The sequence below is a fragment of the Nitratireductor alexandrii genome, from assembly GCF_004000215.1.
GTDB classification, from domain to species: Bacteria; Pseudomonadota; Alphaproteobacteria; order Rhizobiales; family Rhizobiaceae; genus Mangrovimarina; species Mangrovimarina alexandrii.
The window spans coordinates 1-24,261 of the sequence record NZ_RBVY01000007.1; the positions used below are offsets into that span (position 1 = coordinate 1).

Genomic DNA, 24,261 nt, shown 5'->3' on the forward strand with positions numbered 1-24,261 from the left:
GTGTTGAGGACGGCGCCGATGCCGGTGGTGACCCCGCAGCCAATATAGCAGATCTTGTCGAACGGGGCGTCCGGATGGACTTTGGCCAGCGCGATCTCGGGCAGCACGGTGAAGTTGGAAAAGGTCGAGCAGCCCATATAGTGGTGGAGCTTGTCCTTGCCGATCGAGAACCGGCTGGTGCCGTCGGGCATCAGGCCCTGGCCTTGCGTGGCGCGGATCGCCGTGCACAGATTGGTCTTCTGCGACAGGCAGGACGGGCACTGGCGGCATTCGGGCGTATAAAGCGGGATGACGTGGTCGCCCTTTTTCAGGCTTTCCACGCCCGGACCGACATCGACCACCACGCCGGCGCCCTCATGGCCCAGGATCGCCGGAAAAATCCCTTCCGGATCGGCGCCCGACAGCGTGAACTCGTCGGTGTGGCAGATGCCCGTCGCCTTGATCTCGACCAGAACCTCGCCGGCGCGCGGCCCCTCAAGATCGACCTCCATAACCTCGAGCGGCTGGCCCGCCCCAACCGCAACAGCCGCACGTGTCTTCATGGCAATAGTCCTCTTCGATCACATCATTAGGGGTTTGGGGATGGCGCGGCGCTGCGCGACCCGCGTCATCCTTTAAAGCGCGGAACGGTCGGAAAATCGATTCCCGTCCGTGGTGCCGATACCTTAAGCCGCACGTGCCCGGCTGGCCGGGAAGATGCCCGACATGACGATGAAGCCGTCAACCCGCTTGAGCCGGTCGCACCAGCGGCGGATCGCCGGATAGTCCTGGCGCGATATGCCGCCTTCCTCCGACAGCATCACATAGGGAAAACAGGCGATATCAGCGATAGTGGGAGCGGCGGCGGCGCACAGCCAGTCGCGGCCTTCCTGTTCGCCGAACCACAAATGCTCGTCCAGGATGCGAAACAGGCGGTGTGCGCCGGCACGGCAGGCGTCGATATCGACATCGTAGAACAGGCCGTCATGCAACCTGGCGGCCGAAGCGGTGGCGGTGATGCCGTCGGCGAACGCCAACCATTGGCTGACTTCGCCCAGAAGCCTGGGATCGTCGCGCGGATACCAGGTGCCGGAGGGGTCGTAACGCGCGGCCAGATAGACCAGGATCGCCTGGGCATCGCGCAGCACCAGTCCGTCATCGTCGACAACCGGAAGCTGGCCGAGCGGGTTCAGGCGCAGGAACCAGTCCGATTTGTGTTCGCGGCCGGGATAGAAATCGACCGGCACGGTCTCGTAGTCGACGCCAAGAATGCTCATCAAGAGCCGCAGCTTGTAGCAATTGCCGGAAAGTTCGTAATCGTAGAGCTTGATCATCCGCCTTGCCTCACAAATCCAGCACCAGCCGCGCCGAACGGGCGCGCGACACGCAGGTCATGATCTTGGTGCCACTGCGCTTTTCGGTGTCGTTCAGATAGACGTCCTGATGGTCCGGCTCGCCTTCGATGACGGTCGCAAGGCAGGTGCCGCACGCGCCCTGTTCGCACGAGGACGGCATGTCGACGCCGTTTTCGCGGACCATGTCGAGAATGGTGCGGCCGGCCGGAACCTGGAAGGTGAGGCAGGACCGCGCCAGCGCGACCTCGAAGGTGGAGCTGTCGTCGATCTCGTTGGTGTTCTTGAAATACTCGAAATGGATCGCCTGTTCGGGCCAACCCCGTTCGGCGGCGACGCGGCGCGCGGCCTCGAGCATCGGTCCGGGACCGCACAGATAGAGGTGCATGCCATCCTGATAGGTCGAAAACAGGCTCGACAGCGTGTCGCCGGTGGCTTGCGGATCGAGGCCGAGATGCGGATGCAAGGTTGCGCCCAATCCGTCGAGCCGCTCGCGAAACGCCATCTGCGCCTCGTCGCGGGCGAAATAATGCAGCTCGAAGGCAAGGTCCTGATTGTGCAGGGCCTGGGCCATGGCGAGCAAGGGCGTGATGCCGATGCCGCCGGCGACCAGCAGCGTTTTGGAGGCGTCGCGGCGCAGCGGGAAATTGTTGCGCGGCTCGGAGATCGCCAGCACGTCGCCCTCGCGCACGGTGTCGTGCATGCACGAAGACCCGCCGGCGGATTCGGGCTCGCGCTTGACGCCGATGGTGAAGCGGTCGCTTTCGCCGGGGCCGTTGACGACCGAATATTGGCGGATTTCGCCGTTCGGCATGTGCACGTCGATATGCGCGCCGGGCTGGAAGGTCGGCAGGCCGCCGCCCAGCGGCGTAAGCTCGAAGCCGGCGATGCCGTCGGCTGCGGCCCATTTGCGTGCGACCTCGACCCGCAAGGTCGCCTTGCGGCCGTGCGGCGTCGGCTGCGGCATCTCGGCGAGCTCGGCCGGCACCGGATCGAAGACCGGTTCGATCGGGGCGGGCGCGGGCTCGCCGCGCACGGCGTCCTCGATCCGCTCGCGCAGGGCCGACAGGCGCTCATTGTGGTGGCGCAGCACCGCCATCCGTTGAGCGGCTTCCGGCTGCCGGTCGAGCACGCCGCGGATCACGGAACGCGCCGCGTCGACCGGCTGGACGAAGAACACGCAGCGTGTCTCGGCCGTTCCTTGGCGAGCCAGCAGCGCCAGCGAGAACGCGTCGGCGGTCTCGACGACCATTTCGGCGCCGTCGGCATCGAGTGCGCCGACCGGCTGGAAACGATGGGTTTGCAGATGCTCGACAACCCGGTCGGCGGCGGCATTGACGGGAATGCCGCGCAGCACCAGCAGGTCGCCCTCCGCCAGTCCGGCGATGCCGGGCACCTCGCCGACCGGTTCTTCGGCCGTCCACACGAAGCCGTAGCGCTCGACGGCGGAAAAGGTGCGGTTGGTGATGGTGCGGGCCGGCGCGTCGGCTGGGTGGGCGGGGATATAGGTGCAGCCGGCGGTGCGGTTGGAATAGCGCCAGCCATGATACTGGCATTTGAGCTCGCGACCGTCATTGATGCCGATCGACAGGCGCACGCCGCGATGCAGGCAGCGGTTCTCCCAGATGTTGACGAAATCGTCGTCGGCGCGCCAGACGGCGAATTCGCGCCCGAGCAGCTGCCCGTGGAAGACGTGGCGATAGGCGAGGTCGTGCGATGCGGCAATCGGGTGCCAGCGGTTCCTGGATTGGTCCAGCATGGTGCGCTCCGGATGAGGGGATCAGGCGGCGGCCGGGATGACGCCGTAGGTGACGCCCTTCTGGCTCAGCCAGCGGCGATAGGCGATGGCCGATTTGTCGGCGCGGATCGGGGTTTCGGCACGCGGGTCGAGCGGCAGCCGCTTGGGGTACTGGTTTTCCAGGATCGGCTTGTCCTGGCCGAAGATCGTCTGCTGGAAACGCTTGATGACCTTGTCCTCGTTTTCATCATCCAGGACGCACAGCATCATGTGGGCGCGGATATGCTCCTGGTCGAGGGGCTGGAGGAAGACCGCGATCACGTCCAGCCGGGTCTCGTCGAGCGGGCTGGATTTGTAGAGCACCGAGCAGAACGGGTGCGGCACGCGATAGATATAGTCGACATCGGCACCGCCATCGGACGCGGTGGAGGCCATCGGCTGGAAGAAGCGGCAGCGCGTGGCGAGGATCTCGTCGCGATCGGTCGAGATCTCGACATCGTATTCCTTGACCTCGGTATGGGGTTCGGCACCCAGAATGTCGGTGTGGACATAGGGAAAATGGCCCATGTCGAGGAAATTCTCGATCGCGCGCGGGGCGGAGACATTGACCCCGATGGTCGCCGCATTGAGCTTGCGGCGGTCGGGCTCGGCATATTCGGGAATCGGGAAAAGCGCGGCCGGCGGCCTGCCGAGCGAGGCCCATACATAACCGTAGGCGCTGATTGCCGGCAGCGTGTCGGTCAGCGCCGCGACATCGACCGGCATGCCGGGCTTCAGGTCCTCGCGTCTGCGCCAGGCCGCCACGGTGCCGTCTCCGGCGACGGCGTAGGACAGGTTTTCCTCAAGCAGGACGGTGTCGATCGCGCGGGCGCGCGGCGCCTCGTCGATGGCGCCAAGCGGGTACCATTGATTGAGGGTCACGTGATCGGTGCATTTCGGCTCGGTCATGGCGGGTCTTTCGTTGTGGTCTGGGCGGCGCATCAGTGATGGGCGGGAATCGCGCCGTAGCGTACATTGTGGTCGCGCAGCCAGCGACGGTAATAGACCGACACGGCGTCGGCGCGGATCGGGGTTTCGGCGCGCGGGTCGAGCGGCAGCCGCTTGGGGTACTGGTTTTCCAGGATCGGCTTGTCCTGGCCGAAGATCAACTGCATGAAGGCGCGCACGCCGGCCGCGTCGATCCCGTCCTTCAGATAGCACAGCAGCGGGTGGGCGACGCAGTTTTCCTCGTCGACCGGCTGCACGAACAGAAAGATCACGTCGAGCCGGTCGGTCTGGACGGGATTGCTCTTATAGAGCGCGACGGTGTAGGGCCGCACGACCTTGTAGATATAGTCGACCATCATGCCGCCGCTGGCTGTCGGCGAGGCGGCGGGCTGGAAGAAGCGGCATTCGGTGGCCAGCACCTCGCCGCCCTCGGTGAGACGGACCTGATACGGCTGCACCTCGGTATGGGGCTCCTCGCCGAGCCAGCCCGTGTGCACGAAGGGGAAATGGCCCATGTCGAGGAAGTTTTCCACTGCCCGCAGGCCGGAAACCCGGACCCCGATCGAACCGCCAGTGATGATGTGACGGTCGGGTTCGTCGGTTTCGGGTATCGCCACGATGTCGCGCTCGGGGGTGCCGAGACAGGCCCACAAAAAGCCGTAGCGTTCGGTCGCGGCGACCGGCTCGTTCGTGTCCAGGCGTGTCACCGCATAGCCGGTCCGGCTCTCCCGCGCGGCCAAATCGACGCCGAGCAGGCGCGCCCTATGGGTTTGGCCTTGCGGCAGGGTGGCGAGGTCGGCAATGATATGCCAGTCATTGACCAGCACGGGGTCGTTGCAACTGCGGTCTTGGCTCACGAAAAAACCTCCCGGGCGGCCGTTTTTTGGCTCATTTTGCGTTGGAGCGAAGCCTGTTCGATGTGAAATTGGATAGCAATTCCTGTTTTTTTGAAAGTCCTTTCGGCATTTATTGATTGTGAAACCCTATCCATTGCCCTCCAATCGGCGCGTGCTGCAGGTTCCCGCGATGTGGCTTACCCCGGACGGGGTGCGCCCGGCTGTCGGGATGGGAGACCGCGGCCGGGAGGAGACCCTGTCATGAGCAGCCGCTCGCAGGCCATTGCCGACATTCTGACGCGGGCGATCATCGATCATCGTCTCGTGCCCGGCTGCAAGCTGGGGGAGCGCGAGCTCGCCGAGATCTTCGGCGTCAGCCGGATCGTCGTGCGCCAGGCCGTAATCAGGCTGGCCGATGACGGGCTTGCCCAGATCGAGCGCAATCGCGGTGCCTTCGTCGCCAAGCCGAGCATGCAGGAGGCGATGGAGATCTACGACGCGCTGACGCTCGTCGAACAGGGCGTGGCGGCGCAGTTGAGCGAGCGGCTCGGTCCCGGCGGATGGGCCGAATTGCGCCAGCACGTGGAACGCCAGCGCCAGGCCGTGGCCGCCGGCAACGACGCGCTCGCCGACGTGCTCGGCCAGGAGTTCCATTCCGTGTTCGTGCGGCTGAGCCGCAACAAGGTCATGCAGGACATCCACGCCCAGCTCGTGCGGCGCACGACCTTGCTGCGCTCGCTGATCACGGCGGATTTCGACTATTGCAATCTTCTCGACGACCATTCGCGTGTCATCGACCTTCTGGAAAAGGGGCGGTTGAAGAAGGCGATGGAACTGATCGACACGCATCACCGCTCGGTGGTACGCGGCTACATCATGGACCGGGCCGTTTTTCCCGAACTCAGCCCGCGCGAGGCGCTTGCGCCCTATCTCGCGGATGGGGCGGCAAACACCGAAGCGGCCAACGACGAGGCGGGCTCCGAGCATAAGGGCGCACAGATCTATGCGATTCCGCCAGCCAATCTCCGGCGCAACCAAGCCGGCGATCCGTAACCAACAGAGGGAACGATGATGAACGGATTTTCCAGACGAACCTTTCTAAAAAGCGCGGGCGCGGCGGGCCTGGCGCTGGGCACCCCCGGCCTTGCGGGGTTGGCGCGCGCGCAGGAAAAGCTGAAGATCGGCGTCGTCTACGTTTCGCCGGTGGCCGAAATCGGCTGGACCAAACAGCACAGTCTCGGCGTCGAGGCGATCAGGGCCGAGTTCGGCGACGAGGTCGAGCTGACCGTGATCGACAATATCTTCAATCCGCAGGACGCCGAGCGGGTGTTCCGCGAGTTGGCAGCCAGCGGCAACAAGCTCGTCTTCGGCACCAGCTTCTCGCACGGTACGCCGCTGCAGAAGGTCGCGCCGCGTTTTCCAGACGTGGCGTTCGAGCACTGCTCGGGCATCGTGCACCTGAAGAATCTGGGCACGTTCGAGGCCAAATATTACGAAGGCACCTATGTCGCCGGCGCGGCCGCCGGCCATATGACCGAATCCGGCAAGATCGGCTTTATCGGCGGCTTCCCGATTCCCGACATTGTCGGCCCGGCCAACGCGCTGCTGCTCGGCGCGCAGAGCGTCAATCCGGACGTGACCTGCAACACCATCTTCCTCAATTCCTGGTTCGATCCGGGCAAGGAGAAGGAAGCGGCCAACACGCTGGTTTCGCAGGGTTGCGACGTCATCTGCTCGATGACGGACACGGCGACCGGCGTGCAGGTGGCCGGCGAGAAGGGCGCCTGGTCGATCGGCTATGCCAGCGACATGAGCCCGTTCGGCAACGGCAAGCACCTGACCGCCTTCGTGCTCGACTGGTCGAGCGAATATGTCGGCGCGGCCAAGGCCGTCGCTGCCGGTACCTGGAAGGCGGAGGAGCGCTGGCAGGGGCTTAACGGCGGCTTCGTCAAGATGGCGCCCTTTAACGAAGCGATCCCGGCCGAGGTGCAGGCCGAACTCAAGCAACTCGAGGCCGATATCGGCAGCGGCGCCGTGCACCCCTATGCCGGCGAGCTGCAGGACCAGGATGGGAACGTGAAGGCGGCGGCCGGCTCGGTGCTGTCCGACGCCGACATCCGCAGCATGAACTGGTTCGTCAAGGGCATGATCGGCCAACTCGGCTGAGGACTGCAATCACGGCGCGTCCGCCTGGAGGCGATGCCTCCCGGGCGGACGCCGCGCGCCCCAGTGAACGCGACCTTTTTGCGGTTCGTGCGGACCGCAAAAGATCCTAGCCAGGCAAACCCGCAATGACCCCACGCCTTGAACTGCGCAATATCTGCAAGACCTATCCGGGCGTCGTCGCCAATGACGATATCTCGATGTTGATCGCGCCGGGCGAGATCCATGCCGTTCTCGGCGAGAACGGCGCCGGCAAATCGACCCTGATGAAAATCATCTACGGCGCCGCACAGGCCGATTCCGGGACCATCCATTGCGACGGCAAACTGGTCGAGACGCACAACCCCGCGAGTTCGCGCGCGCTCGGCATCGAGATGGTCTACCAGCATTTTGCGCTGTTTGAGTCCGTCACGGTGGTCGAAAACATCGCGCTTTCGGTCAGCAGCACCTTTCACCTGGAAAGCCTCGCCGTAAAGATCACGGAACTGTCGCAGCGCTACGGCATGCCGATCGACCCCTATCGGCGGGTGCACGACCTGTCGGTCGGCGAACGCCAGCGCGTGGAGATCGTGCGCTGCCTGTTGCAGGCGCCGAAGCTGTTGATCCTGGACGAACCGACCTCGGTGCTGACGCCGCAGGCGGTGGTGAAGCTGTTCGAGACGCTGCGCCAACTCGCTGCCGAGGGCTGCAGCATTCTTTATATCAGCCACAAGCTCGACGAGGTGCAGGAACTGTGCGATTCGGCGACCGTGTTGCGCAACGGCCGGGTGACCGGCACGGCGCGGCCGCGCGAATCCACCTCCGTCGAGCTCGCGCGCATGATGGTCGGCTCCGACCTGCCGGAAATGCGGCTCGAGCCGGCGACGCCGAGCCCGGAGCCGGTTCTGGAGGTTCGCAACCTGTCGGCGTCGCCGAAGGACCGCTACGGCGTCGGCCTGAAGGACGTGTCGTTTTGTGTCCATGGCGGCGAGATCGTCGGCCTTGCCGGCGTGTCCGGCAACGGCCAGGCGGAGCTGATTTCCCTGCTGAGCGGCGAGCGACTCCACGCCCAGGCCGACACGATCCGCATCAACGGGCAGCCGGTCGGCCGTCTCGACGCGGCGGGGCGACGGCGGATCGGTACGGCGTTCGTGCCCGAAGAGCGGCTCGGCCGCGGCGCGGTGCCGCCGCATGCCTTGTGGGAAAACGGGATCCTGACCGGTCATCGCACGGGGCTGGTGCGCAACGGGCTCGTCAACCGGCCGAAGGCGCGGGACTTCGCGCGGGCGATCATCGACCGCTTCAACGTCAAGGCCAACGGGCCGGGAGCGAGCGCGCAGAGCCTTTCGGGCGGCAATCTGCAGAAATTCATCGTCGGCCGCGAGATCGAGCTGGCGCCAAAACTGTTTCTGGTCTCGCAACCGACCTGGGGTGTCGACGTGGGGGCGGCGGCCTTTCTGCGCCAGACCCTGATCGATCTCAGTCGCGCCGGGGCCGCCGTGCTGGTGGTTTCGGAGGAACTCGACGAGCTGTTCGAGATCTGCGACCGGCTGCTGGTGATCTGCCAGGGCCAGGTTTCGGCGCCGCTGCGCACCGCCGAAACGGATCGCGAAGAGGTGGGCCTGTTGATGACACGGCTCGGTGGACAGGACGGCGACAAGAGGAGCGGCGAGCTTGCACTTCAGGATTGAACAACGGCCCGAACCGTCGGCGCGCATGCGCGTCGCCGCGCCGATCGTGGCGACCGCGCTGACGCTGTTGGTCGGCTCGATCGTCTTCGCCGCGCTGGGGCACAGCCCGCTTGCCACGCTGCACGCGTTTTTCATTGCGCCGCTCAGTTCCATGAACGGGCTTTCGGAGTGGCTGTTGAAGGCCTCGCCGCTGATCCTGATCGCCTGCGGCCTGGCGGTCGGGTTTCGCGCCAATGTGTGGAATATCGGCGCCGAGGGGCAGTTGATCATCGGTGCGATCGCAGCCAGCGGCGTCGGGCTCTTCTACCCCAGCCCGGAAAGCGTCCTCTTGCTGCCGCTGATGTTCGTGGCGGGCGCGCTCGCCGGCATGGGCTGGGCTGCGATCCCGGCCTTCCTGCGCGCACGCATGAACACCAACGAGATCCTGGTCACGCTGATGCTGACCTATATCGCGGTGCTGCTGTTGTCGTGGCTCGTGCATGGCCCCTGGCGCGACCCGGCCGGCTTCAACTATCCCCAGACCGCGCTCTTGCCGCCGGCGGCGATGTTCGAGCCGTTCGACTATGCCTATCGGCTCAACGGCTCGGTCTTCATCACCGTGGTCGCGGTGGTTGCGATGTGGCTTTTTACCGACCGCAGCTTCCTCGGCTACAAGATGTCGGTCAGCGGCGCGGCGCCGCTCGCCGCGCGCTATGCCGGATTTCGCGAATCCGCGGCGGTGTGGACGGGGCTCCTGGCCGGAGGGGCGGCGGCCGGCATGGCCGGCATGGCCGAGGCGGCGGGGCCGCTCGGCCAGCTTTCGCCGCAGATTTCGCCCGGCTACGGCTTCGCGGCGATCATCGTCGCCTTTATCGGCCGGCTCAACGCCTTCGGCATCGTTTTGGGCGGTCTGCTGATGTCGCTGCTGTTTCTCGGCGGCGATTCCGTGCAGATGACGCTCGGCCTTCCGTCGGCGCTGACGCGCATCTTCCAGGGCATCCTGCTGTTTTTCCTGCTGGCCGCCGATTTCTTCATCTTCTATCGCATCCGCCCGCTACGGGAGCACGCCTGATGGACCTTTTCATCGCGATCTTCACCGGTACGATCATTGCCGCCACGCCGCTGATCTTCGCCGCGCTCGGCGAACTGGTGGTGGAAAAGTCCGGCGTGCTCAATCTCGGCATCGAGGGCATGATGCTGGTCGGGGCTGCGTTTGCCTTCTGGGGGGTGATCGCCGGCCTGCCGATGCCGCTCGCCATCCTTGCCGGCGCGCTTGCCGGCGCGGCCTCCTCGCTGCTGTTCGGCGTTCTGGCGCTCACCTTCCTGACCAATCAGTACGCCGCCGGGTTGGCGCTGGCGATCTTCGGTTCGGGCCTGTCGGCCTTTATCGGGAGGGGGTTCGGCAGCGCGCCGATCGATGCGCTCGATGCGATCCACCTGCCGGTGCTGTCCGACATTCCGCTGGTCGGGCCGCTTCTGCTGCGGTTCGACCCGCTGGTCTATCTGGCGCTGGCGATGTTCGTTCTCATCAGCTGGTTTCTCTACCGCACCAAGGCGGGGCTGGTGCTGCGCACGATCGGCGAATCGCCGGAGACCGCGCACGCGATCGGTTTTCCGGTGATCGGAATACGCTATCTCGCCGTGCTGTTCGGTGGATTGATGGCGGGCCTGGGCGGCGCCTATCTGTCGGTCGCCTATACCCCGCTATGGGTGGAGAACATGACCGCCGGACGCGGCTGGATCGCGCTGGCGCTGGTGGTGTTCGCGACCTGGCGTCCGCTCCGGGTGCTGCTGGGGGCCTGGCTGTTCGGCGGCATGACCATCCTGCAATTGCAGGGCCAGGCGCTCGGGCTCGGCGTCCCGTCTGAGCTTCTGTCGGCGCTGCCTTACGCCGCCACCATCGTGGTGCTGGTGATCATCTCGCAGAACCGCCAGATGCTGGCGCTGCATTTCCCGGCCTCGCTGGCCAAGCCGTTCCGGCCCGCGAACTGAGGCGCCTAAGGGCGCGGATCGCGGCGCCTCGGGCTCTCAGTAGCCGAGAATGTCGAGAAACCGGTTCCAGCGCATGCCGAGATTGAGCATCGGCGCGCGCAGGCGATGCAGCGGGAACGGACGCAACGGCGTCTCGGGCATTGAATGCTCTTCCGGCGTGCCGGCCAGGCGCGCGGCCAGCCAGGCGCCGAGGCGATGCGACAGCGCCACGCCGCGGCCGTTGAAGCCGGCAAGCACGTGGAGCTCGTCGGCGAGCCGGTGATAGTGCGGGAGGTAATCGAAGGTGATGCCGACCAGCCCGGTCCAGCGCTGCTCGATCGGCAGGCCGGCGAGATCGGGAAAGACGCCGTGCAGGACCTGTTCCAGCACCGCATAGTCCGGCGCGTGAGGGCTTTGCGCCTGCGCGGAGGAAAACGACGCGCGGCCGCCTATGACCAGACGTCCGTCGGGGCTGCGGCGGAAATAAAGCACCAGCCGGCGGCTGTCATAGACCGTCTCGCCCCCGGCCAGAATATGGTCGTGCGCGGCTCCGATAGGGGCGGTGGCGATCTGGAAACTGTTGACCGGCAGCAGCGAGCGGGCGAGGCCGGGAACGAGCGCGTCGCTGTAGGCGTTGGTCGCGACCGCCACCTTGCGGGCCCATAGCCGACCATGCGCGGTGTCGAGGCGCCACAGGCCGCGCGCGCGCGCCAAGGCTGTGGCCGGGGAATGGGGATGGATCGCGGCGCCGGCCTCGCGGGCGGCGCGCGCCATTTCGCGGGCAAGGTCGAGCGGCTGCACGCTGGCGCCGCGCGGATCGTAAAGGCCGCCCGGATAGCGCGTCGTTCCGACCCGGCGGGCGACGTCGTCCGGCCCGAGTTCCTCGACCGCGACGCCTTCCCGTTTCAGGGTTTTGGTGGCCTGCTTCAGGGTGGCGTGCGCGGTGGCGTTGTGGGCGAGGCGGAAGAGACCGGGCTGGCGCCAACCGCAATCGAGCGCCTTGCGCGCGATCAGCGCGCCGAGAAAGTCGGGTGCCTCCTGGCCGAAACGATGCAGTGCGCGCCCAGCCTCGCCGAACCGCGCGGCCAGCGCCTTTTCGTCGAGCTTGATGCCCGGATTGACCTGACCGCCATTGCGGCCGCTGGCGCCGTGGCCGATTTCGTGCGCCTCAAGCAGCGCCGTCGCCACGCCGCGCTCGGCCAGATGCAGGGCGATCGACAGGCCGGTGAAGCCGCCGCCGACAATGGCGACGTCGACCTCGCGCTCGCCTTCGAGCGCGGGCGCCTCGAACGGCGGGGTGGCCGCCGCGGCAGCCCATAGTCCCTGGGCCGCCGGCCGGGCTGGGGCGCCGGGCACGGCCCTAGCCCTGCCGCACGAAGAAATGTTTGCTCATGGTCTCCTCGACCTCCCAGGTGCCGCGAAATCCCGGCGCGATCAGCGCGGTCGCCCCCGGTTCCAGTGCGATATCGGTGCCGTCGTCGCCGCGAATGCGGCCGCGCCCCTCGAGCACGTTGAGAAATTCCCATTTGTCGTAGGCGATGGTCCAGCAGCCGGGCGTCGATTCCCAGCGACCGCTGGTCATGCCGCCGTCGGTGAAGAAGATCCAGCTCCGCCATTGCGGGTCGCCGTGAAGAATGCGCTCGGCAGCGGGCCTGGTTTCGCGCGGCTCGGTTTCGGCGCGGTCGAAATCGATAATGTGCTTGTTCATGCGGGCAGTACTTCTGACGGTGTTGGGACGGCCGGCGTTCAGGACGCCGGCGGGAACAGGGCACCTTCGGTCGGCGACCAGGAAATCCAGATATCATTGCCCGGCTTGAAGGCGGCGGCGGGGCCCGAGCGTCCCTTGCGCACATGGATGGGGCCGAGCGGCGTGTCCAAGGTGAACCGGATGCTGGCTCCGAGAAATTCGCGCAGCTCGATGCGGGCTTGGAGGAGATTGACATCGGTGTCCGGTCGCTCGCCGGACATCTCGATCGCTTCCGGGCGCACCATCAGCACCGCCTGTTCCAGCGCGCCGTCGGTCCTGTCCAGGGCGAGCAGCTCCAATTCCGGCGCCGTGCGCGCGCTGACCCTGCGGAAGCGGTCTTCGGTCGCGCCCAGCGACACCGTGATACGGTTGGAATCGCCGACGAAGCCGGCGACGAAACCGGTGTTCGGCCGCTCATAGATCTCGTCGGGCGAACCGAGCTGGCAGATCTTGCCGTTCGCCATCACCGCGATGCGGTCCGACAGCGCCAGCGCCTCTTCCTGATCGTGGGTCACGTAGATGACGGTGACGCCGAATTCGCGCTGGATGCGTTTGATCTCGGTCTGCAACTGGTCGCGCAGGCTGCGGTCGAGCGCCCCCAGCGGCTCGTCCATCAACAAGACGGGCGGCTCGAAGACGAGCGCGCGCGCGAGTGCGACGCGCTGCTGCTGGCCGCCCGACAGCGCGCTGATGCGCCGGTCGGAAAACTGCTCCAGCGACACGACTTTCAAAACGCGCTCGACGGCCTTGCTGATGTCCGCTTCGGCCCATTTGCGCATGCGCAGCGGAAACGCGATGTTGTCGAACACGTCGAGATGAGGAAACAGCGCATAGTTCTGGAACACGACACCGAGGCCGCGTTTTTCGGGCGGCAGGGAAAGAATGTCGCGCCCGTCGATGCTGATGGTACCGGAATCGGGCTCCGTCAGCCCGGCAACCGCCATCAGCGTGGTCGTCTTGCCGGACCCGCTCAGACCCAGAAGGGTGACGAATTCACCAGGTTCGATCGACAGCGACACGTCGTCGACGGCGACGAATTCGCCGTAGCGCTTGTTCAGTCCCGCGATCTCAACGGCTGCACCGGGCATAGCGTTTCTCCGTCGTTCTACCAGTAGCGTTGCGTTGCGTCGGTCAGAAGCTCGGGCCCGTTCTCGGTGACCAGGATGGTCTCCTCGAAATCGCCGAGATAGCCGTCTTGCGAAATGGTGCGCTCGACCGAGAGCACCATGTTGGGCACGATCTCGCGGCTGACGCCGCGGGCGAGCCAGGGGGCGTCCCAGCCGAGGCCGACACCGTGGCCCATGGCGGAAAACACGCCGGTGACGGGAAAGCCCATCGCTTCCTGCTTGCCGAGGCCGGCGGCGCCGAGATCGCCGGCGGTCGCGCCTGGGCGTACCGCGGCGATGGTGGCGTCCACGCAGGCCTTGGCCGCCTCCAGAAACTCCACCTGCCGCTTCGACACGGGGCCGATCGCCTTGGCGCGGGCAAGATCGAAGACATAGCCGTTAAGGGCGCCGGAAATGCCGAGCCTGATCCAGCCGCCCTCCTCGAGCTTCTTGTCGGAGCCCCAGGTCGGGAAATTGTTGCGGGCAAACCGCGACGGATCGCCGCCGACGCCGGAGGCCATGAAGGAATTGTAGAGAACGCCGCCGGCCGGAACCAGCACGTCGAGCCCGGCGGCCACGACCTCGCCGTGCGAGGTGCCGGGGCGCGCGGCCTCCATCATCGCCTCGATCATGCGCGAGCCGAGGCTGGACGCCCGGCGCAGCAGCGCGATCTCGGCCGGCGACTTGATGGCGCGCAGCTCGCCGACGACATCGTCGGCGGCCAGCAGGCTCATGTCCGGCAGCGCCTCGGCAAGTCTGCCGGCCATGGCGAACGACAGCACGTCGCCGCCGACCAGCCCGACCCGCGCCTTGCCGAGCCCGGCGCGCCGCAAGGCCTCGATGGCGCCTTCGACGACGAAGTCGGTGTAGTCGACCGTGCCGTCGTCGAGCCGGATGCGGCCATCGTCGGGAACGTCGATCACCAGTTGCGGGTCGCCGTCGACCGGCAGCACCAGGAAGGTGTGGGCACGTCCCGACCAATTGTCCGCGAAGTCGGGAATGAAGGGAAAATGGGTGTAAAAATTGGTCAGGTAGAACACGTCGGCATAGCGGTCGAGCGTGCCGCCGCCGCGCGAACACACCAGCAACGCGTCGAGCCCTCGTGCTTTGGCTTCTGCCTTGGCGCGCTGCCGGCGGGCGCTGAATTCTTCGGCCGAAATGGTTGGGGTCATGGTCGGTGCCGGATGTCCAGGTTGGCGGAGGGGGCTATCTGCGCTGGACGAGCCAGAACAGTGTCAGGACGACGCAGGAGACGATCAAAAGCAGGCATGAGGCCGCCGCGACGATCGGACTGATTTCGAAACGGATGCCGCTCCACATCTGGACCGGCAAGGTGGTGGCGTCGGCGCCGGCGATGAACAGCGCCACCACCACCTCGTCGAAGCTGGTGATGAAGGCGAAGACCGCGCCGGCGGTGATGCCGGGCGCAAGGATGGGCAGGGTCACGCGCACGAAGGCGGTTGTCGGCGTCGCGCCAAGGCTGCGCGCGGCGTCGACCACGCGACGATCGAGCTTTTGCAGGATGGCGGAAACATTGATGATGACGAAGGGCAATGCGAGCACGGTGTGTGCGAGCACCAGTCCGGGGATGCTCGCCACCAGCCCGGCGCGCGCGAACGGCGTATAGAGCGCGGCGGCGGTGATGATGGTCGGGACCACCATCGGCATGATGAAGAAGAAGGTGACGGCGCGGCCGGTCCGGCGCGGCAGCTGGCCGAGACCGAGGGCGATCATGGTGCCGAGCGTCGTCGACAGGGCCGCCGTCAGCACCGCGACCACCGCGCTGGTTCCCAGCGAGCCGATCCATTCCGGCCGTTCGAAGAATTCGCGATACCAGTGCAGCGTGAAGCCGCGCGGCGGGAAGGTGATGAAATTGGTCTCGGTGAAGGAGATCGGCGCCACCGCCAGTGTCGGCAGCACCAGGAACACGCAGACCGCCGCGGCAAAGGCCGTCAGCACAGCACTCGACAGACGTCCGGTCATCGTGTGCCCCACAGGCGGCCGAGGTCGAAGAAACGGTCGCCGATCCAGTAAAGCGTGATCGTGGCCACGAGCAGCACCGTCGACAAGGCGGCGGCGAAAGGCCAGTTCAGCGTGCTGTTGATGTTGAACTCGATGAGCTGGGCGAGAAGGATGTCGCGCGGGCCGCCCAAGAGCGCGGGCACGACGAAGAAACCGAGACTGAGCATGAAGACCAGTAGCAGGCCGGCGAGCACGCCGGGCATGGTGAGGGGAAGATAGACACGTGTGAAGGCGGCCAGCGGGCTGGCGCCGAGCGAGCGCGCCGCGCTCGGCAGGGTCGGGTCGAGACGGCTCATTACCGCGGCCAGCGGCAGCACCATGTAAGGCAGCATGATCTGGGTCATGCCGATCAGCACGCCCGTGGTGTTGTGGACCAGCGGAATCGCGCCGTCGATCAGGCCGATCTCACGCAGCAGGCCGTTGATGATGCCTTGCGGGTTCAACAGCACGATCCAGCCATAGGACCGCACCAGCAGGTTGGTCCAAAACGGGATCAGCACGCAGAGGAGAATGACCGCCTTGCCGAGCGGACCAGACCGGTTGAGCTGATAGGCGAGTGGGTAGCCGAGCAACAGGCACAGCACCGCCACCTGGGTGCTGAGCAGCAGCGTGCGCCCGATAACCCGGACATAGATCGGGTCGAGAAAGACACGCTGGTAATGGACGAATGCACCGGCCGAATCGCTGAAGCTGGTGGCCACCAGGCGGGCGACCGGCCAAGCGAAGAGGATCGCCAGGAAGGCGAGACCGGGCAGCAGCAGCGCGCCGGAGCGCCAGTTCATCGATTTGCCGGGCATTGCGTCCATTTCCGTCGCGTCGGGCGCGGTCGTTTACGAAAGTTTCCAGGCGTTGACCTTGTCGGTCACGGCGGCAAGGTTTTCGCCCCACCATTTCTCGCCCAGAATCACGGCCTTGTCGCGCATTTGCGGTCCGCCGGATAGGGTCTCGGCGCGCTCCTGCGGGATCATGTCGAAGGCTTCCGGCACCACCGGGCCATAGGTGTAGGCCTCGGCAATGGCGGCCTGGGCGTCCGGGGTCAGTGCGTAGGCCAGGAAGCGCATGGCGGCGTCCTTGTTGGGGGCGCCTTTGGGCACCACCATCGCCGACCAAGTGAGGAAGCTCAGCCCGTATTCGATCTCGATCGGCGCGCCATTGTTGCGCGCATTGAGCGCGCGGCCGTCGGGCACGAGCCCGATCGCGGCCTGGCCGTCAGACAGGTACTGCTCGCCCTGGGCATTGGTCTCGTAGAACAGGATGTGGTCGCGGATCGTGCCGAGCTTGGCCAGCGCGCGGTCGATGTCGAGCGGATAGAGATCGGCCGGCGCGACGCCGTCGGCAAGCAGCGCGGCTTCCAGATAGGCGCCGTTGGCCTTGGTGTAGAAGGCGCGCTTGCCTGGGAATTTCTCAACGTCGAACACGTCGGCGAAGGTCTTGGGGCCGGGGGCCAGATCCTTGTTGTAGGCGATCAGCCGGGAAAACAGCACCTGCGGCACCGAATAATCGGTGATGAGATCCTGGCCTTCCATGATCGGGCTTTTGTCGACGACGCCGAAATCGATGGGCTCGAGCAGGTTCTTTTCCGCCCCGATCCACTGGAAGTCGGGCAGCACCTCGACGATGTCCCATTCCGTGTTGCCGGATTCCACCATGGCCTGGATGCGGCCGTAGCTGTTGCCGGGCACGGAGCGCACGGCAATCCCGGTCTTTTCGGTGAACGGGTCGAACCAGGCCTCGCGCATCGCGGCTTCCCAGGAGCCGCCCCAGGACGAAAAGACGATCTCGCCGTTCTGCTGCGCGCGCAGCACCGCGGGCGCGGCCAGCAGCGCGACACCGGCGCCGCCGAGTTTGAGAACGTCGCGGCGGGTGGGGGTGAACGATTTCGGATTGCGGGTCATGTCTGCCAGCCTCCTTTGGCTTGGAATTGGTAAGTACCATGTAGACCAATTTGAGGGTAAACATCATAAAACAGGCTTGTAAAGAGGAAAAACGAGGGAATGGTTCGCTTGATTTGTGTAAATAGGTATGATTGGTATGTTGAAAGATGGACAACCATACGGAGCACAGGGCGGCGTGACGCAAGGCTGGAGCATCGCTCGCGCGCATTCGCGCGACAATCTTCTCGAGCAGTGCCGGCAGGCGCTCGGCGACGGAAGCCTGCAGCCGGGCCAGCGGCTGCCCAATGAACGCCGGGTGGCGGAAATGTCCGGCCTGTCGCGCTCGACGGTGCGCGCGGCCTTCGACCTGTTGGAACGGGAAGGGCTGATCGTGCGCCATGTCGGGCGGGGAACCTATGTGGCGGAGGATGCGGCCAAGGCCGCGCCGAGCGCCGAGGGAGGGGATTTCAGGCCGGCCGAACTGATGGAATTCCGTCTGATGGTGGAGCCCTCGCTGGTCGAACTGATCGTGGTCACGGCCACCGACGCGCGGCTGGATGCCCTGTCCGCACTGGTGCGCGGCGGGCGCGACGTGCGGCTATGGCAGGAGGCGGAGGAGGCCGACCGGGCCTTTCATCGCGGCCTGTTCGACGCCACCGACAACCGCATCTTTTCCGATCTCGGCCAACGGCTGAGCGCGATGCGCGACAGTCGAAGCTGGATGCGGCTGAAGGAGGGCAGTTTCTCGCTGGAGAAGTGGCAAATCTACCAGCAGGAGCACGAGGTGATCGTGGCGGCGCTGCTCGACCGCAACGCCGAGAGCGCCCGCAACGCGCTCCGCCGCCATCTGGGCGGCGTGCGGGCCAACGCGCAAATGGCGACGTCGGATCTTTAAACCGCTCTCCGGGGACCGGGGTCTTGCATCGGCGGCGCGACGCGCTGCCGCCCGGCGTGCGGATGCGGCTTGCCGCGGCCGGCCCTCGCGTGTCGATGCAAGGCCGGACGCCGGGACAGTCGGGTCCCGGCGCTTTGCGACCGGGCCTCAGTAGCCGAGCGCGCAGCCGTCCTTGCGCGGGTCGGAGCCACCGAGCAGCGTGCCGCGTTCCCAGTCGATCCAGATCGCCTGGGCGCCGCCGATCGGCCAGCTCGGCGGCTGCACGGTGAAGCCGCGTCGTTCCAGGTCCGGTCCGACCGCCTGGCGCAGGCGCGTCTCGGCCTCGACGGTCGCGGTGCCCGGCAGCGGGAACAAGCGCGGGGCGTCGATCGCGGCCTGGACGTCGAGACCGTGGTCGATCATCAGGCTGAGAAACTGGGCGTGGCCCATGGCCTGATAGTGACCGCCCATCACGCCGAACGGCATGACGGCGCGGCCGTCGCGCGACAGCATGCCGGGGATGATGGTGTGCATCGGCCGCTTGCCGGGCGCGATCGCGTTGCGGTGGCCACGCTGAAGGCTGAAGCTCTGGCCCCGGTTGTGGAACAGCACGCCCGATCGCGGCGTCATGAGTCCGGATCCATAGGGGTGGAAGATCGAATTGATGAAGCTGACGGCATTCCGGTCCTTGTCGACGACGCAAATATAGACCGTGTCTTTATGCTCGACCGTGTCGCCGGCGGCCTGCGGGGTCATGGCCCGGTTGCGGTCGATCCGGCGCGCCAGCCGGTCGGCGAAGGCGTCGGACAGGAGGTCGTCGAGCGGCACCGCGGCGGTGCCCATATCGGCCACGTAAAGGTCGCGGGCGGCGTAGGCGAGGCGGGTCGCCTCGACCAGCACATGCAGGTTGTCGATCCCCTGCGGGGCACCCGACGGGGCGATCCGTTCCAGGATATTCAGGATCATGAGCGCGACCACGCCCTGGCCGTTGGGCGGGCATTCATGCACCGTCCAGCCGCGATAGTCGGTCTTGATCGGGGTGACATATTCGCCGGCGGCGGCCGCAAAATCGTCGCGCGTGTGCAGGCCGCCGCGCGCGCGCAGAAATTCGACCATCTCCTCGGCTACCGCGCCGCGATAAAAAGCGTCGGGGCCCTCGCGCCCGATCGCGGCCAGCGTGTCGGCGAGGGCCGGCTGGCGCTGGACGGCGCCGATGGCCGGCGGCTCGCCGTCGACCAGGAAGGTGGCGCTTGCCGCCGGGTCGGCGGCGATCAGGGCCTGCTGCAGCTCGGTGTCGCGGGCAACGCGCGGCGTGATCGCATAGCCGTCGCGGGCGAGGTCGATCGCCGGGGCGAGGATTTCGGCAAGCGGCATGCGACCGTGGTCGGCGACCAGCCGCGCCCAGGCCTCGACCGCGCCGGGAATGGTGACGGCATGCGGGCTGGCGCGGTCGATGGCGGCGATGCCGGCGTTTTCGTACCAGTCGAGCGTGGCGGCCGCCGGGGTGCGCCCCGAACCGTTATAGGCGAGGGGTTCGGCGCTGCCTGCCGGCGTCATCAGCACGAAACAGTCGCCGCCGATACCGGTCGATCCGGGCTCCACCACGCACTGTACCGCGCAAGCGGCGACGGCGGCGTCGATGGCGTGTCCGCCCGCCTTCAAAATGTCGAGCGCGGCCACTGTGGCCAGCGGGTGCGAGCTTGCCGCCATGGCGTTGCGGCTCGCCGCAAGCGAGCGGCCCGGATTCTCGAAATCACGCATCGATCCTGTCCTTCAGTGCGGCCTCTTCCAGCCGGAAAATGGGTGTGTTGCGCTCGTCATCGGCGCCCTTCCGCGAGTGGCCGGTGTGTCCCGTGCAGCAGCGATTGCGCGTCGACGACCCGTTGCAGGTCGTCACGCGAACGCTGCACGTGCAGCTTGGCGGCGCGGGCGGCGCGTTTCCCGTCGCGCGCGGTGACGGCGGCGACGATCTCCTTGTGCTCGGCGCGTGTCAAATCCCAACGGTCGATCCACAAAACGTCAACCCAGATCAGCAGCGACAGGCGCCCGTAAAGGGCGTTCAGCGTGTCGATCAGGAAGCGTTGGCCGGTTTCGCGAACGATGATCTCGTGGATGCGCATGCCGGTGCGCACCTCCTCGGCGAGATCGTCGAGCGACAGGTGTTCGTGTGCCTCGAAGGCGGCGAGCCGCCGCATCACCGCGTCGAGCTCCGCGATGCCCTTCTCGGTGATCGAGTCGGCGGCCAGGGCGGCGGCGTGGGCGTCCAGAAGCATGCGCAGATCGAGAAGCTCGCCGGCCGTCTTCAGGTCGACGACGGTTACCGTGTAGCCGCGATGCGGCTGGTTTTCCACCAGCCCCTCGATCTCGAGCTTGTTGAGCGCCTCGCGCAGCGGCGTGCGGCTGAGGCCGAGCTTGTCCGACAGCTCGCGTTCGCGCAGCGGCTCGCCGGGTCGCACCTCGCCCCTGAGGATCATGGCGCGCACGCGGTCGAACGCCGTCTGCTTCAGCGTGGCCGGGTTCCTGTCGATATTGCCGGAGCCTTTCATGGTGCGCTCCAATCACGATGGTATACAATTGTCAATCGTTTGGTATTTCATCTGCCTTCCGATCGTCGTGCCTGCGGATCGGTCCGGGCGAACAGACCGGGGCACGGTTGCGAACCCGGTTCGGACAAGGGCGCGACACCGGCGGATTTCCCTTGCCGGCGCGCAGGTTCGCACGCCGCTCGGGCTGCCTCGCAAGGCCTCTTTGCCGGGGTCGCGACTTGCTGTAGAAGCGCTGTGATGTCCGATTTCGCTCAGCCAGTCCGGCAATTCGCCTTTCTGCTCGTCGACAAGTTCTCGATGTTTTCGCTGGCCGCGGCGATCGACACGTTCCGTTCGGCCAACCGGACCATCGGCCGCGATCATTACGGCTGGGTCACCGTGTCGCCGGACGGCGAATCCGTGATTGCATCCAACGGGTTGCCACTGAAGGTCGACTATTCCGTGGTCGACATGCCGCGGTCGGAAATCCTGTTCGTATGCGTGGGGCTGGCGCTCGATTTCCCCGGCAAGAGCAAGGTGCTGGGCGCGTTGCGCTCTTGGGGGCGGCGCGGCGGCGCGCTCGGCGCCCTGTCGGTCGGTTCGCATCTTCTGGCCGAGGCCGGCCAGCTCGACGGTTATCGCTGCACGATCCACTGGGAAAACCGGGCCGGTTTCCAGGAGCGGTTTCGCGACATCGAATGCACGGGCAATGTGTTCGAGATCGACCGCAAGCGTTACACCTGCGCCGGCGGCACCACCTCGATCGATCTGATGCTGGAGATCGTGCGGGCCGAATTCGGCTCGAGCCTTTCGAACGAGGTCGCCAACCAGTTCCATCACGAGCGCATTCGCGGCGACACCGACCGGCAGCGCATCGGGCCCGAGCGCGACCTGACCGGCAAGTCGGAAAAGCTGAAGAAAATCGTCGCCATGATGGCGGAAAATCTCGACGAGCCGTTTTCGGCGGTCGAGCTGGCCAAAGGAGCGGGACTGTCGGTGCGCCAGGTCGAGCGGCTTTTCCTGCGCCATCTCAACATGACGCCGGGGCGGTACTATATGCGCCTGCGGCTTGAGCGCGCGCGCGAATTGCTGCGCCAGACCAATCTGCCGATCCTCGACGTGGCGATCGCGACCGGCTTTACCTCGCACTCCTATTTCGCGCAGAGCTACCGGCTGCAGTTCGGCCGGCCGCCGAGCGAGGAACGCCGCACGGCATACTGAGCCGGCCTGTCCGGCCCGTGTTCGGCGGCGCCGAGCGGCGTGCGGATCGTTACAGCGACGCTTCGGACCGGCCCTGGGCGCGCTGGATGCGCTTTTGTTCCCAGATCTTTTCCTCAAGCGTCTGCCGTTCGAGATCGGCCGTGCTCGGGGCGCGGGTTTCCACGCCGTAGGGAGAGCCGGCACAGCCGGCCAGCGCGAACGGGGTCAGAAGAAGAAAAAGCATCAGGCGTCTTGTCATGGCGCGGGACACTATCGCCTGCCGGCGGCTTCGACAACGGCAATTTATCCAATGGCCCCGTGTTCGGGCGAGCCCGCGCTCGCACGACGCGCGCGGCCAGTAACGGCTTGCTAACGGTCCGGCTTCTTTCTAGCGTCGCGGTATCAACAATATTGGATTCCCGTTCATGAAGACATTGAAATTGCTGGTTGCCGCCGCTGGGTGCGTGCTGGCCGCCACAGCCGCCGGGGCGGCGGAACGCGCCGTCATCGTCCTCGATGCGTCGGGCTCGATGTGGGGCCAGATCGACGGTAAGCCCAAGCTGGAGATCGCGCGCGAGACGCTGTCCGACGTCCTGGCGACGCTGCCGGCCGAGCTCGAACTCGGGTTGATGGCCTATGGCCATCGCGAGAAGGGCAATTGCGCGGATATCGAGCTGATCGTGGAACCAGCGGCGGGCGCGGCACCGCGGATCGCCGAGGCCGCCGGAGGGCTGCGCTTCCTCGGCAAGACGCCGCTTTCGGCCGCCGTCGAGCGCGCCGCCGAGGCGCTGCGTTATACCGAGGACAAGGCGACCGTGGTTCTGATCACCGATGGGATCGAGACCTGCAACGCCGATCCGTGCGCACTGGCGACCAGTCTCGATCAGTCGGGGGTGGACTTTACCGCCCATGTCGTGGGTTTCGGCCTGTCGCGCGAGGAAGGGCGCCAGGTCGCCTGTCTGGCGGAAAACACCGGCGGGAAATATATCCGGGCCGGCGACGCCGCCGAGCTGAAGGAGGCGCTGACCGAGACGGTGAGCGCGCGCCCGGACGAGGGCGAGAAGGCCGAGGCGCCGCCGGTCGCGTTGCGGGCGGCGAGCGTCAAGGCCCCCGACGAGGCGCCGATCGGCTCCGGGCTCACGGTCGAATGGAGCGGGCCGGCGGACAAGAACGATTATCTCGACATCGTGCCGGTGGGCTACGAGGAAACGCGCGGCGAACTCTCCTACGCTTATGTCAAGGCGGAGGAGGCGGCCGTTTTGCGCGCGCCCGGCACGGTCGGCGATTATGTCGTGCGGTATGTCTGGGAAGGGCCGGACAAGCGCCACGTGCTGGCACGGGCGCCACTGAAAGTGGTCGACAGCGCCGTGGCGCTGATCGCGCCGGCGCGGGTGATGGCCGGGAAAGCCTTCACGGTGGAGTGGAAGGGCCCCGGTACGGCGGGCGACTATGTCGACATCGTGCCCGATGGGTATGACAAGACCGGCGGCGAACTCTCCTACGCCTATACGGAAACCGGCAATCCGGCCCGTCTGAAGGCGCCGGGCAATCCGGGGCGTTTCGAGCTGCGCTACGTGCTGCAAGCGCCGGAGGGCCGCCAGGTGCTGCTTGCCGTGCCGCTCGAGGTGACGGAGGCGGTGGCAAGCGTGGCCTTCCCGGCCGAAGTCGAGGCCGGCTCGGTGCTTTCGGTTTCCTGGAGCGGACCGGCCGCCGACGGCGACTATGTCGACCTGGTGCCGGAAGGGTATGAGCGGACAAGCGGCGAAATCGCCTATTTTTATATCGAGTCTTCCCAAGATGGGGAAACCGGGGAACTGGTCGTACCCGGCAAGCCGGGCCGTTATCAGGTGCGCTACGTGCTTCAGGCGCCGGACGGGCGCAAGGTGCTGGCGCGCCAGGCGCTCGCCGTGACCGGCGTCGAGGCCCGGCTGGAGGCGCCTGGGACGGCGGATGCCGGCAGCGGCTTTGCCGTGACGTGGACGGGACCGGCCCGAAGCGGTGACTACGTCGACCTGGTGCCGGCCGGCTACAAGGAGACGTCGGGCGAACTCGCCTACGCCTACACGGACGCGGCCGGCGACGAGGACGGCAAGCGGGTGAGCGAAATCACCGCGCCGGACCAAGCCGGCGACTACGAACTCCGCTACGTGATGGAAGCCAGCGACGGGCGGCACGTTCTCGCCCGTCTGCCGATCACGGTGCGATAGGCGTCCCGAACCGCGCTGGCGGGCAGCGTGT

Annotated in this window: 23 protein-coding genes; 8 read left to right on the forward strand and 15 right to left on the reverse strand. The window is 66.4% G+C overall.

Annotated features, from left to right (window positions below):
• From EP380_RS15865 to EP380_RS15885, 5 genes are all read right to left on the reverse strand, one after another.
• Positions 1-542, reverse strand: a 542-nt coding sequence (locus EP380_RS15865; protein WP_164749883.1) for an alcohol dehydrogenase catalytic domain-containing protein, incomplete at its 3' end; no start/stop codon positions are given.
• Between the two features lie 123 nt (positions 543-665).
• A complete protein-coding gene (locus tag EP380_RS15870) occupies positions 666-1,313 on the reverse strand; it encodes a glutathione S-transferase family protein (RefSeq protein ID WP_106570774.1) in 648 nt (215 codons plus the stop codon).
• A 10-nt stretch (positions 1,314-1,323) separates the two neighbouring features.
• Entirely contained in the window at positions 1,324-3,090 is a 1,767-nt protein-coding gene (locus EP380_RS15875; protein WP_127599309.1) for a Rieske 2Fe-2S domain-containing protein, read from the reverse strand.
• A 21-nt stretch (positions 3,091-3,111) separates the two neighbouring features.
• Positions 3,112-4,017, reverse strand: a complete 906-nt coding sequence (locus tag EP380_RS15880; RefSeq protein ID WP_127599310.1) for an aromatic ring-hydroxylating oxygenase subunit alpha — start codon at positions 4,015-4,017, stop codon at positions 3,112-3,114.
• Positions 4,018-4,049: 32 nt separating this feature from the next.
• A complete protein-coding gene (locus tag EP380_RS15885; RefSeq protein WP_127599311.1) occupies positions 4,050-4,913 on the reverse strand; it encodes an aromatic ring-hydroxylating oxygenase subunit alpha in 864 nt (287 codons plus the stop codon).
• Between the two features lie 240 nt (positions 4,914-5,153).
• Between EP380_RS15885 and EP380_RS15890 the strand changes: the two genes are divergently transcribed.
• From EP380_RS15890 to EP380_RS15910, 5 genes are all read left to right on the forward strand, one after another.
• A complete protein-coding gene (locus tag EP380_RS15890) occupies positions 5,154-5,945 on the forward strand; it encodes a GntR family transcriptional regulator (RefSeq protein WP_238719886.1) in 792 nt (263 codons plus the stop codon).
• An 18-nt stretch (positions 5,946-5,963) separates the two neighbouring features.
• The gene (locus EP380_RS15895) at positions 5,964-7,058 is read left to right on the forward strand and encodes a BMP family ABC transporter substrate-binding protein (protein WP_127599555.1); all 1,095 of its coding nucleotides are present in this window, start codon (positions 5,964-5,966) and stop codon (positions 7,056-7,058) included.
• 125 nt (positions 7,059-7,183) lie between these two features.
• On the forward strand, positions 7,184-8,725 hold the full coding sequence (locus EP380_RS15900; protein WP_127599312.1) for an ABC transporter ATP-binding protein: 1,542 nt from the start codon (positions 7,184-7,186) through the stop codon (positions 8,723-8,725).
• Complete coding sequence (locus EP380_RS15905) at positions 8,709-9,776, forward strand: ABC transporter permease (RefSeq protein WP_127599313.1); 1,068 nt, start codon at positions 8,709-8,711, stop codon at positions 9,774-9,776. The genes EP380_RS15900 and EP380_RS15905 overlap by 17 nt, the downstream gene beginning before the upstream one ends.
• The gene (locus tag EP380_RS15910) at positions 9,776-10,696 is read left to right on the forward strand and encodes an ABC transporter permease (protein WP_127599314.1); all 921 of its coding nucleotides are present in this window, start codon (positions 9,776-9,778) and stop codon (positions 10,694-10,696) included. The genes EP380_RS15905 and EP380_RS15910 overlap by 1 nt, the downstream gene beginning before the upstream one ends.
• Positions 10,697-10,732: 36 nt before the next feature.
• On the opposite strand, the gene EP380_RS15915 is transcribed toward EP380_RS15910, so the two are convergent.
• Genes EP380_RS15915 through EP380_RS15945 form a run of 7 tightly spaced genes read right to left on the reverse strand, consistent with a single transcriptional unit; the run spans position 10,733 to position 17,445 of the window.
• The gene (locus EP380_RS15915; protein WP_164749884.1) at positions 10,733-12,031 is read right to left on the reverse strand and encodes an NAD(P)/FAD-dependent oxidoreductase; all 1,299 of its coding nucleotides are present in this window, start codon (positions 12,029-12,031) and stop codon (positions 10,733-10,735) included.
• A 4-nt stretch (positions 12,032-12,035) separates the two neighbouring features.
• Positions 12,036-12,383 (reverse strand): cupin domain-containing protein, encoded by a 348-nt coding sequence (locus EP380_RS15920; RefSeq protein ID WP_106570767.1) that lies wholly within the window; start codon positions 12,381-12,383, stop codon positions 12,036-12,038.
• Positions 12,384-12,421: 38 nt separating this feature from the next.
• A complete protein-coding gene (locus EP380_RS15925; protein WP_127599316.1) occupies positions 12,422-13,510 on the reverse strand; it encodes an ABC transporter ATP-binding protein in 1,089 nt (362 codons plus the stop codon).
• Positions 13,511-13,527: 17 nt separating this feature from the next.
• On the reverse strand, positions 13,528-14,700 hold the full coding sequence (locus EP380_RS15930) for a M24 family metallopeptidase (RefSeq protein ID WP_127599317.1): 1,173 nt from the start codon (positions 14,698-14,700) through the stop codon (positions 13,528-13,530).
• A gap of 34 nt (positions 14,701-14,734) precedes the next feature.
• Positions 14,735-15,511 (reverse strand): ABC transporter permease, encoded by a 777-nt coding sequence (locus EP380_RS15935; RefSeq protein ID WP_106570765.1) that lies wholly within the window; start codon positions 15,509-15,511, stop codon positions 14,735-14,737.
• Positions 15,508-16,347 (reverse strand): ABC transporter permease, encoded by an 840-nt coding sequence (locus EP380_RS15940; RefSeq protein WP_158264327.1) that lies wholly within the window; start codon positions 16,345-16,347, stop codon positions 15,508-15,510. The genes EP380_RS15935 and EP380_RS15940 overlap by 4 nt, the downstream gene beginning before the upstream one ends.
• 33 nt (positions 16,348-16,380) lie before the next feature.
• Entirely contained in the window at positions 16,381-17,445 is a 1,065-nt protein-coding gene (locus EP380_RS15945) for an ABC transporter substrate-binding protein (RefSeq protein WP_106570763.1), read from the reverse strand.
• A gap of 175 nt (positions 17,446-17,620) precedes the next feature.
• Here EP380_RS15945 and EP380_RS15950 point away from each other — a divergent pair, with 175 nt between their 5' ends.
• Positions 17,621-18,319, forward strand: coding sequence for a FadR/GntR family transcriptional regulator (locus tag EP380_RS15950; RefSeq protein WP_158264326.1), 699 nt, complete (start codon positions 17,621-17,623; stop codon positions 18,317-18,319).
• A gap of 147 nt (positions 18,320-18,466) precedes the next feature.
• On the opposite strand, the gene ggt is transcribed toward EP380_RS15950, so the two are convergent.
• Both ggt and EP380_RS15960 read right to left on the reverse strand, forming a co-directional pair.
• Positions 18,467-20,059 (reverse strand): gamma-glutamyltransferase, encoded by a 1,593-nt coding sequence (gene ggt, locus EP380_RS15955; protein ID WP_127599319.1) that lies wholly within the window; start codon positions 20,057-20,059, stop codon positions 18,467-18,469.
• Positions 20,060-20,115: 56 nt separating this feature from the next.
• A complete protein-coding gene (locus tag EP380_RS15960; protein WP_106570760.1) occupies positions 20,116-20,844 on the reverse strand; it encodes a GntR family transcriptional regulator in 729 nt (242 codons plus the stop codon).
• A 237-nt stretch (positions 20,845-21,081) separates the two neighbouring features.
• On the opposite strand from EP380_RS15960, the gene EP380_RS15965 reads away from it, so the two are divergent.
• On the forward strand, positions 21,082-22,044 hold the full coding sequence (locus EP380_RS15965; RefSeq protein WP_106570759.1) for a GlxA family transcriptional regulator: 963 nt from the start codon (positions 21,082-21,084) through the stop codon (positions 22,042-22,044).
• A 49-nt stretch (positions 22,045-22,093) separates the two neighbouring features.
• On the opposite strand, the gene EP380_RS23610 is transcribed toward EP380_RS15965, so the two are convergent.
• Entirely contained in the window at positions 22,094-22,267 is a 174-nt protein-coding gene (locus EP380_RS23610) for a hypothetical protein (RefSeq protein WP_158264325.1), read from the reverse strand.
• Between the two features lie 181 nt (positions 22,268-22,448).
• Between EP380_RS23610 and EP380_RS15970 the strand changes: the two genes are divergently transcribed.
• A complete protein-coding gene (locus tag EP380_RS15970; RefSeq protein ID WP_127599320.1) occupies positions 22,449-24,230 on the forward strand; it encodes a vWA domain-containing protein in 1,782 nt (593 codons plus the stop codon).
• The last annotated feature ends 31 nt before the right edge of the window (positions 24,231-24,261 follow it).

Bases quoted from the DNA above. Each gene is read 5' to 3' on its own strand.
- EP380_RS15930 (WP_127599317.1), bottom strand. From the start codon at position 14,700: ATGACCCCAACCATTTCGGCCGAAGAATTCAGCGCCCGCCGGCAGCGC.
- EP380_RS15965 (WP_106570759.1), top strand. From the start codon at position 21,082: ATGTCCGATTTCGCTCAGCCAGTCCGGCAATTCGCCTTTCTGCTCGTC.
- EP380_RS15925 (WP_127599316.1), bottom strand. From the start codon at position 13,510: ATGCCCGGTGCAGCCGTTGAGATCGCGGGACTGAACAAGCGCTACGGC.
- EP380_RS15895 (WP_127599555.1), top strand. From the start codon at position 5,964: ATGAACGGATTTTCCAGACGAACCTTTCTAAAAAGCGCGGGCGCGGCG.
- EP380_RS15870 (WP_106570774.1), bottom strand. From the start codon at position 1,313: ATGATCAAGCTCTACGATTACGAACTTTCCGGCAATTGCTACAAGCTG.
- EP380_RS15970 (WP_127599320.1), top strand. From the start codon at position 22,449: ATGAAGACATTGAAATTGCTGGTTGCCGCCGCTGGGTGCGTGCTGGCC.
- EP380_RS15890 (WP_238719886.1), top strand. From the start codon at position 5,154: ATGAGCAGCCGCTCGCAGGCCATTGCCGACATTCTGACGCGGGCGATC.
- ggt (WP_127599319.1), bottom strand. From the start codon at position 20,059: ATGCGTGATTTCGAGAATCCGGGCCGCTCGCTTGCGGCGAGCCGCAAC.
- EP380_RS15935 (WP_106570765.1), bottom strand. From the start codon at position 15,511: ATGACCGGACGTCTGTCGAGTGCTGTGCTGACGGCCTTTGCCGCGGCG.
- EP380_RS15910 (WP_127599314.1), top strand. From the start codon at position 9,776: ATGGACCTTTTCATCGCGATCTTCACCGGTACGATCATTGCCGCCACG.
- EP380_RS15900 (WP_127599312.1), top strand. From the start codon at position 7,184: ATGACCCCACGCCTTGAACTGCGCAATATCTGCAAGACCTATCCGGGC.
- EP380_RS15880 (WP_127599310.1), bottom strand. From the start codon at position 4,017: ATGACCGAGCCGAAATGCACCGATCACGTGACCCTCAATCAATGGTAC.
- EP380_RS23610 (WP_158264325.1), bottom strand. From the start codon at position 22,267: ATGCTTTTTCTTCTTCTGACCCCGTTCGCGCTGGCCGGCTGTGCCGGC.
- EP380_RS15875 (WP_127599309.1), bottom strand. From the start codon at position 3,090: ATGCTGGACCAATCCAGGAACCGCTGGCACCCGATTGCCGCATCGCAC.
- EP380_RS15960 (WP_106570760.1), bottom strand. From the start codon at position 20,844: ATGAAAGGCTCCGGCAATATCGACAGGAACCCGGCCACGCTGAAGCAG.
- EP380_RS15940 (WP_158264327.1), bottom strand. From the start codon at position 16,347: ATGCCCGGCAAATCGATGAACTGGCGCTCCGGCGCGCTGCTGCTGCCC.
- EP380_RS15945 (WP_106570763.1), bottom strand. From the start codon at position 17,445: ATGACCCGCAATCCGAAATCGTTCACCCCCACCCGCCGCGACGTTCTC.
- EP380_RS15920 (WP_106570767.1), bottom strand. From the start codon at position 12,383: ATGAACAAGCACATTATCGATTTCGACCGCGCCGAAACCGAGCCGCGC.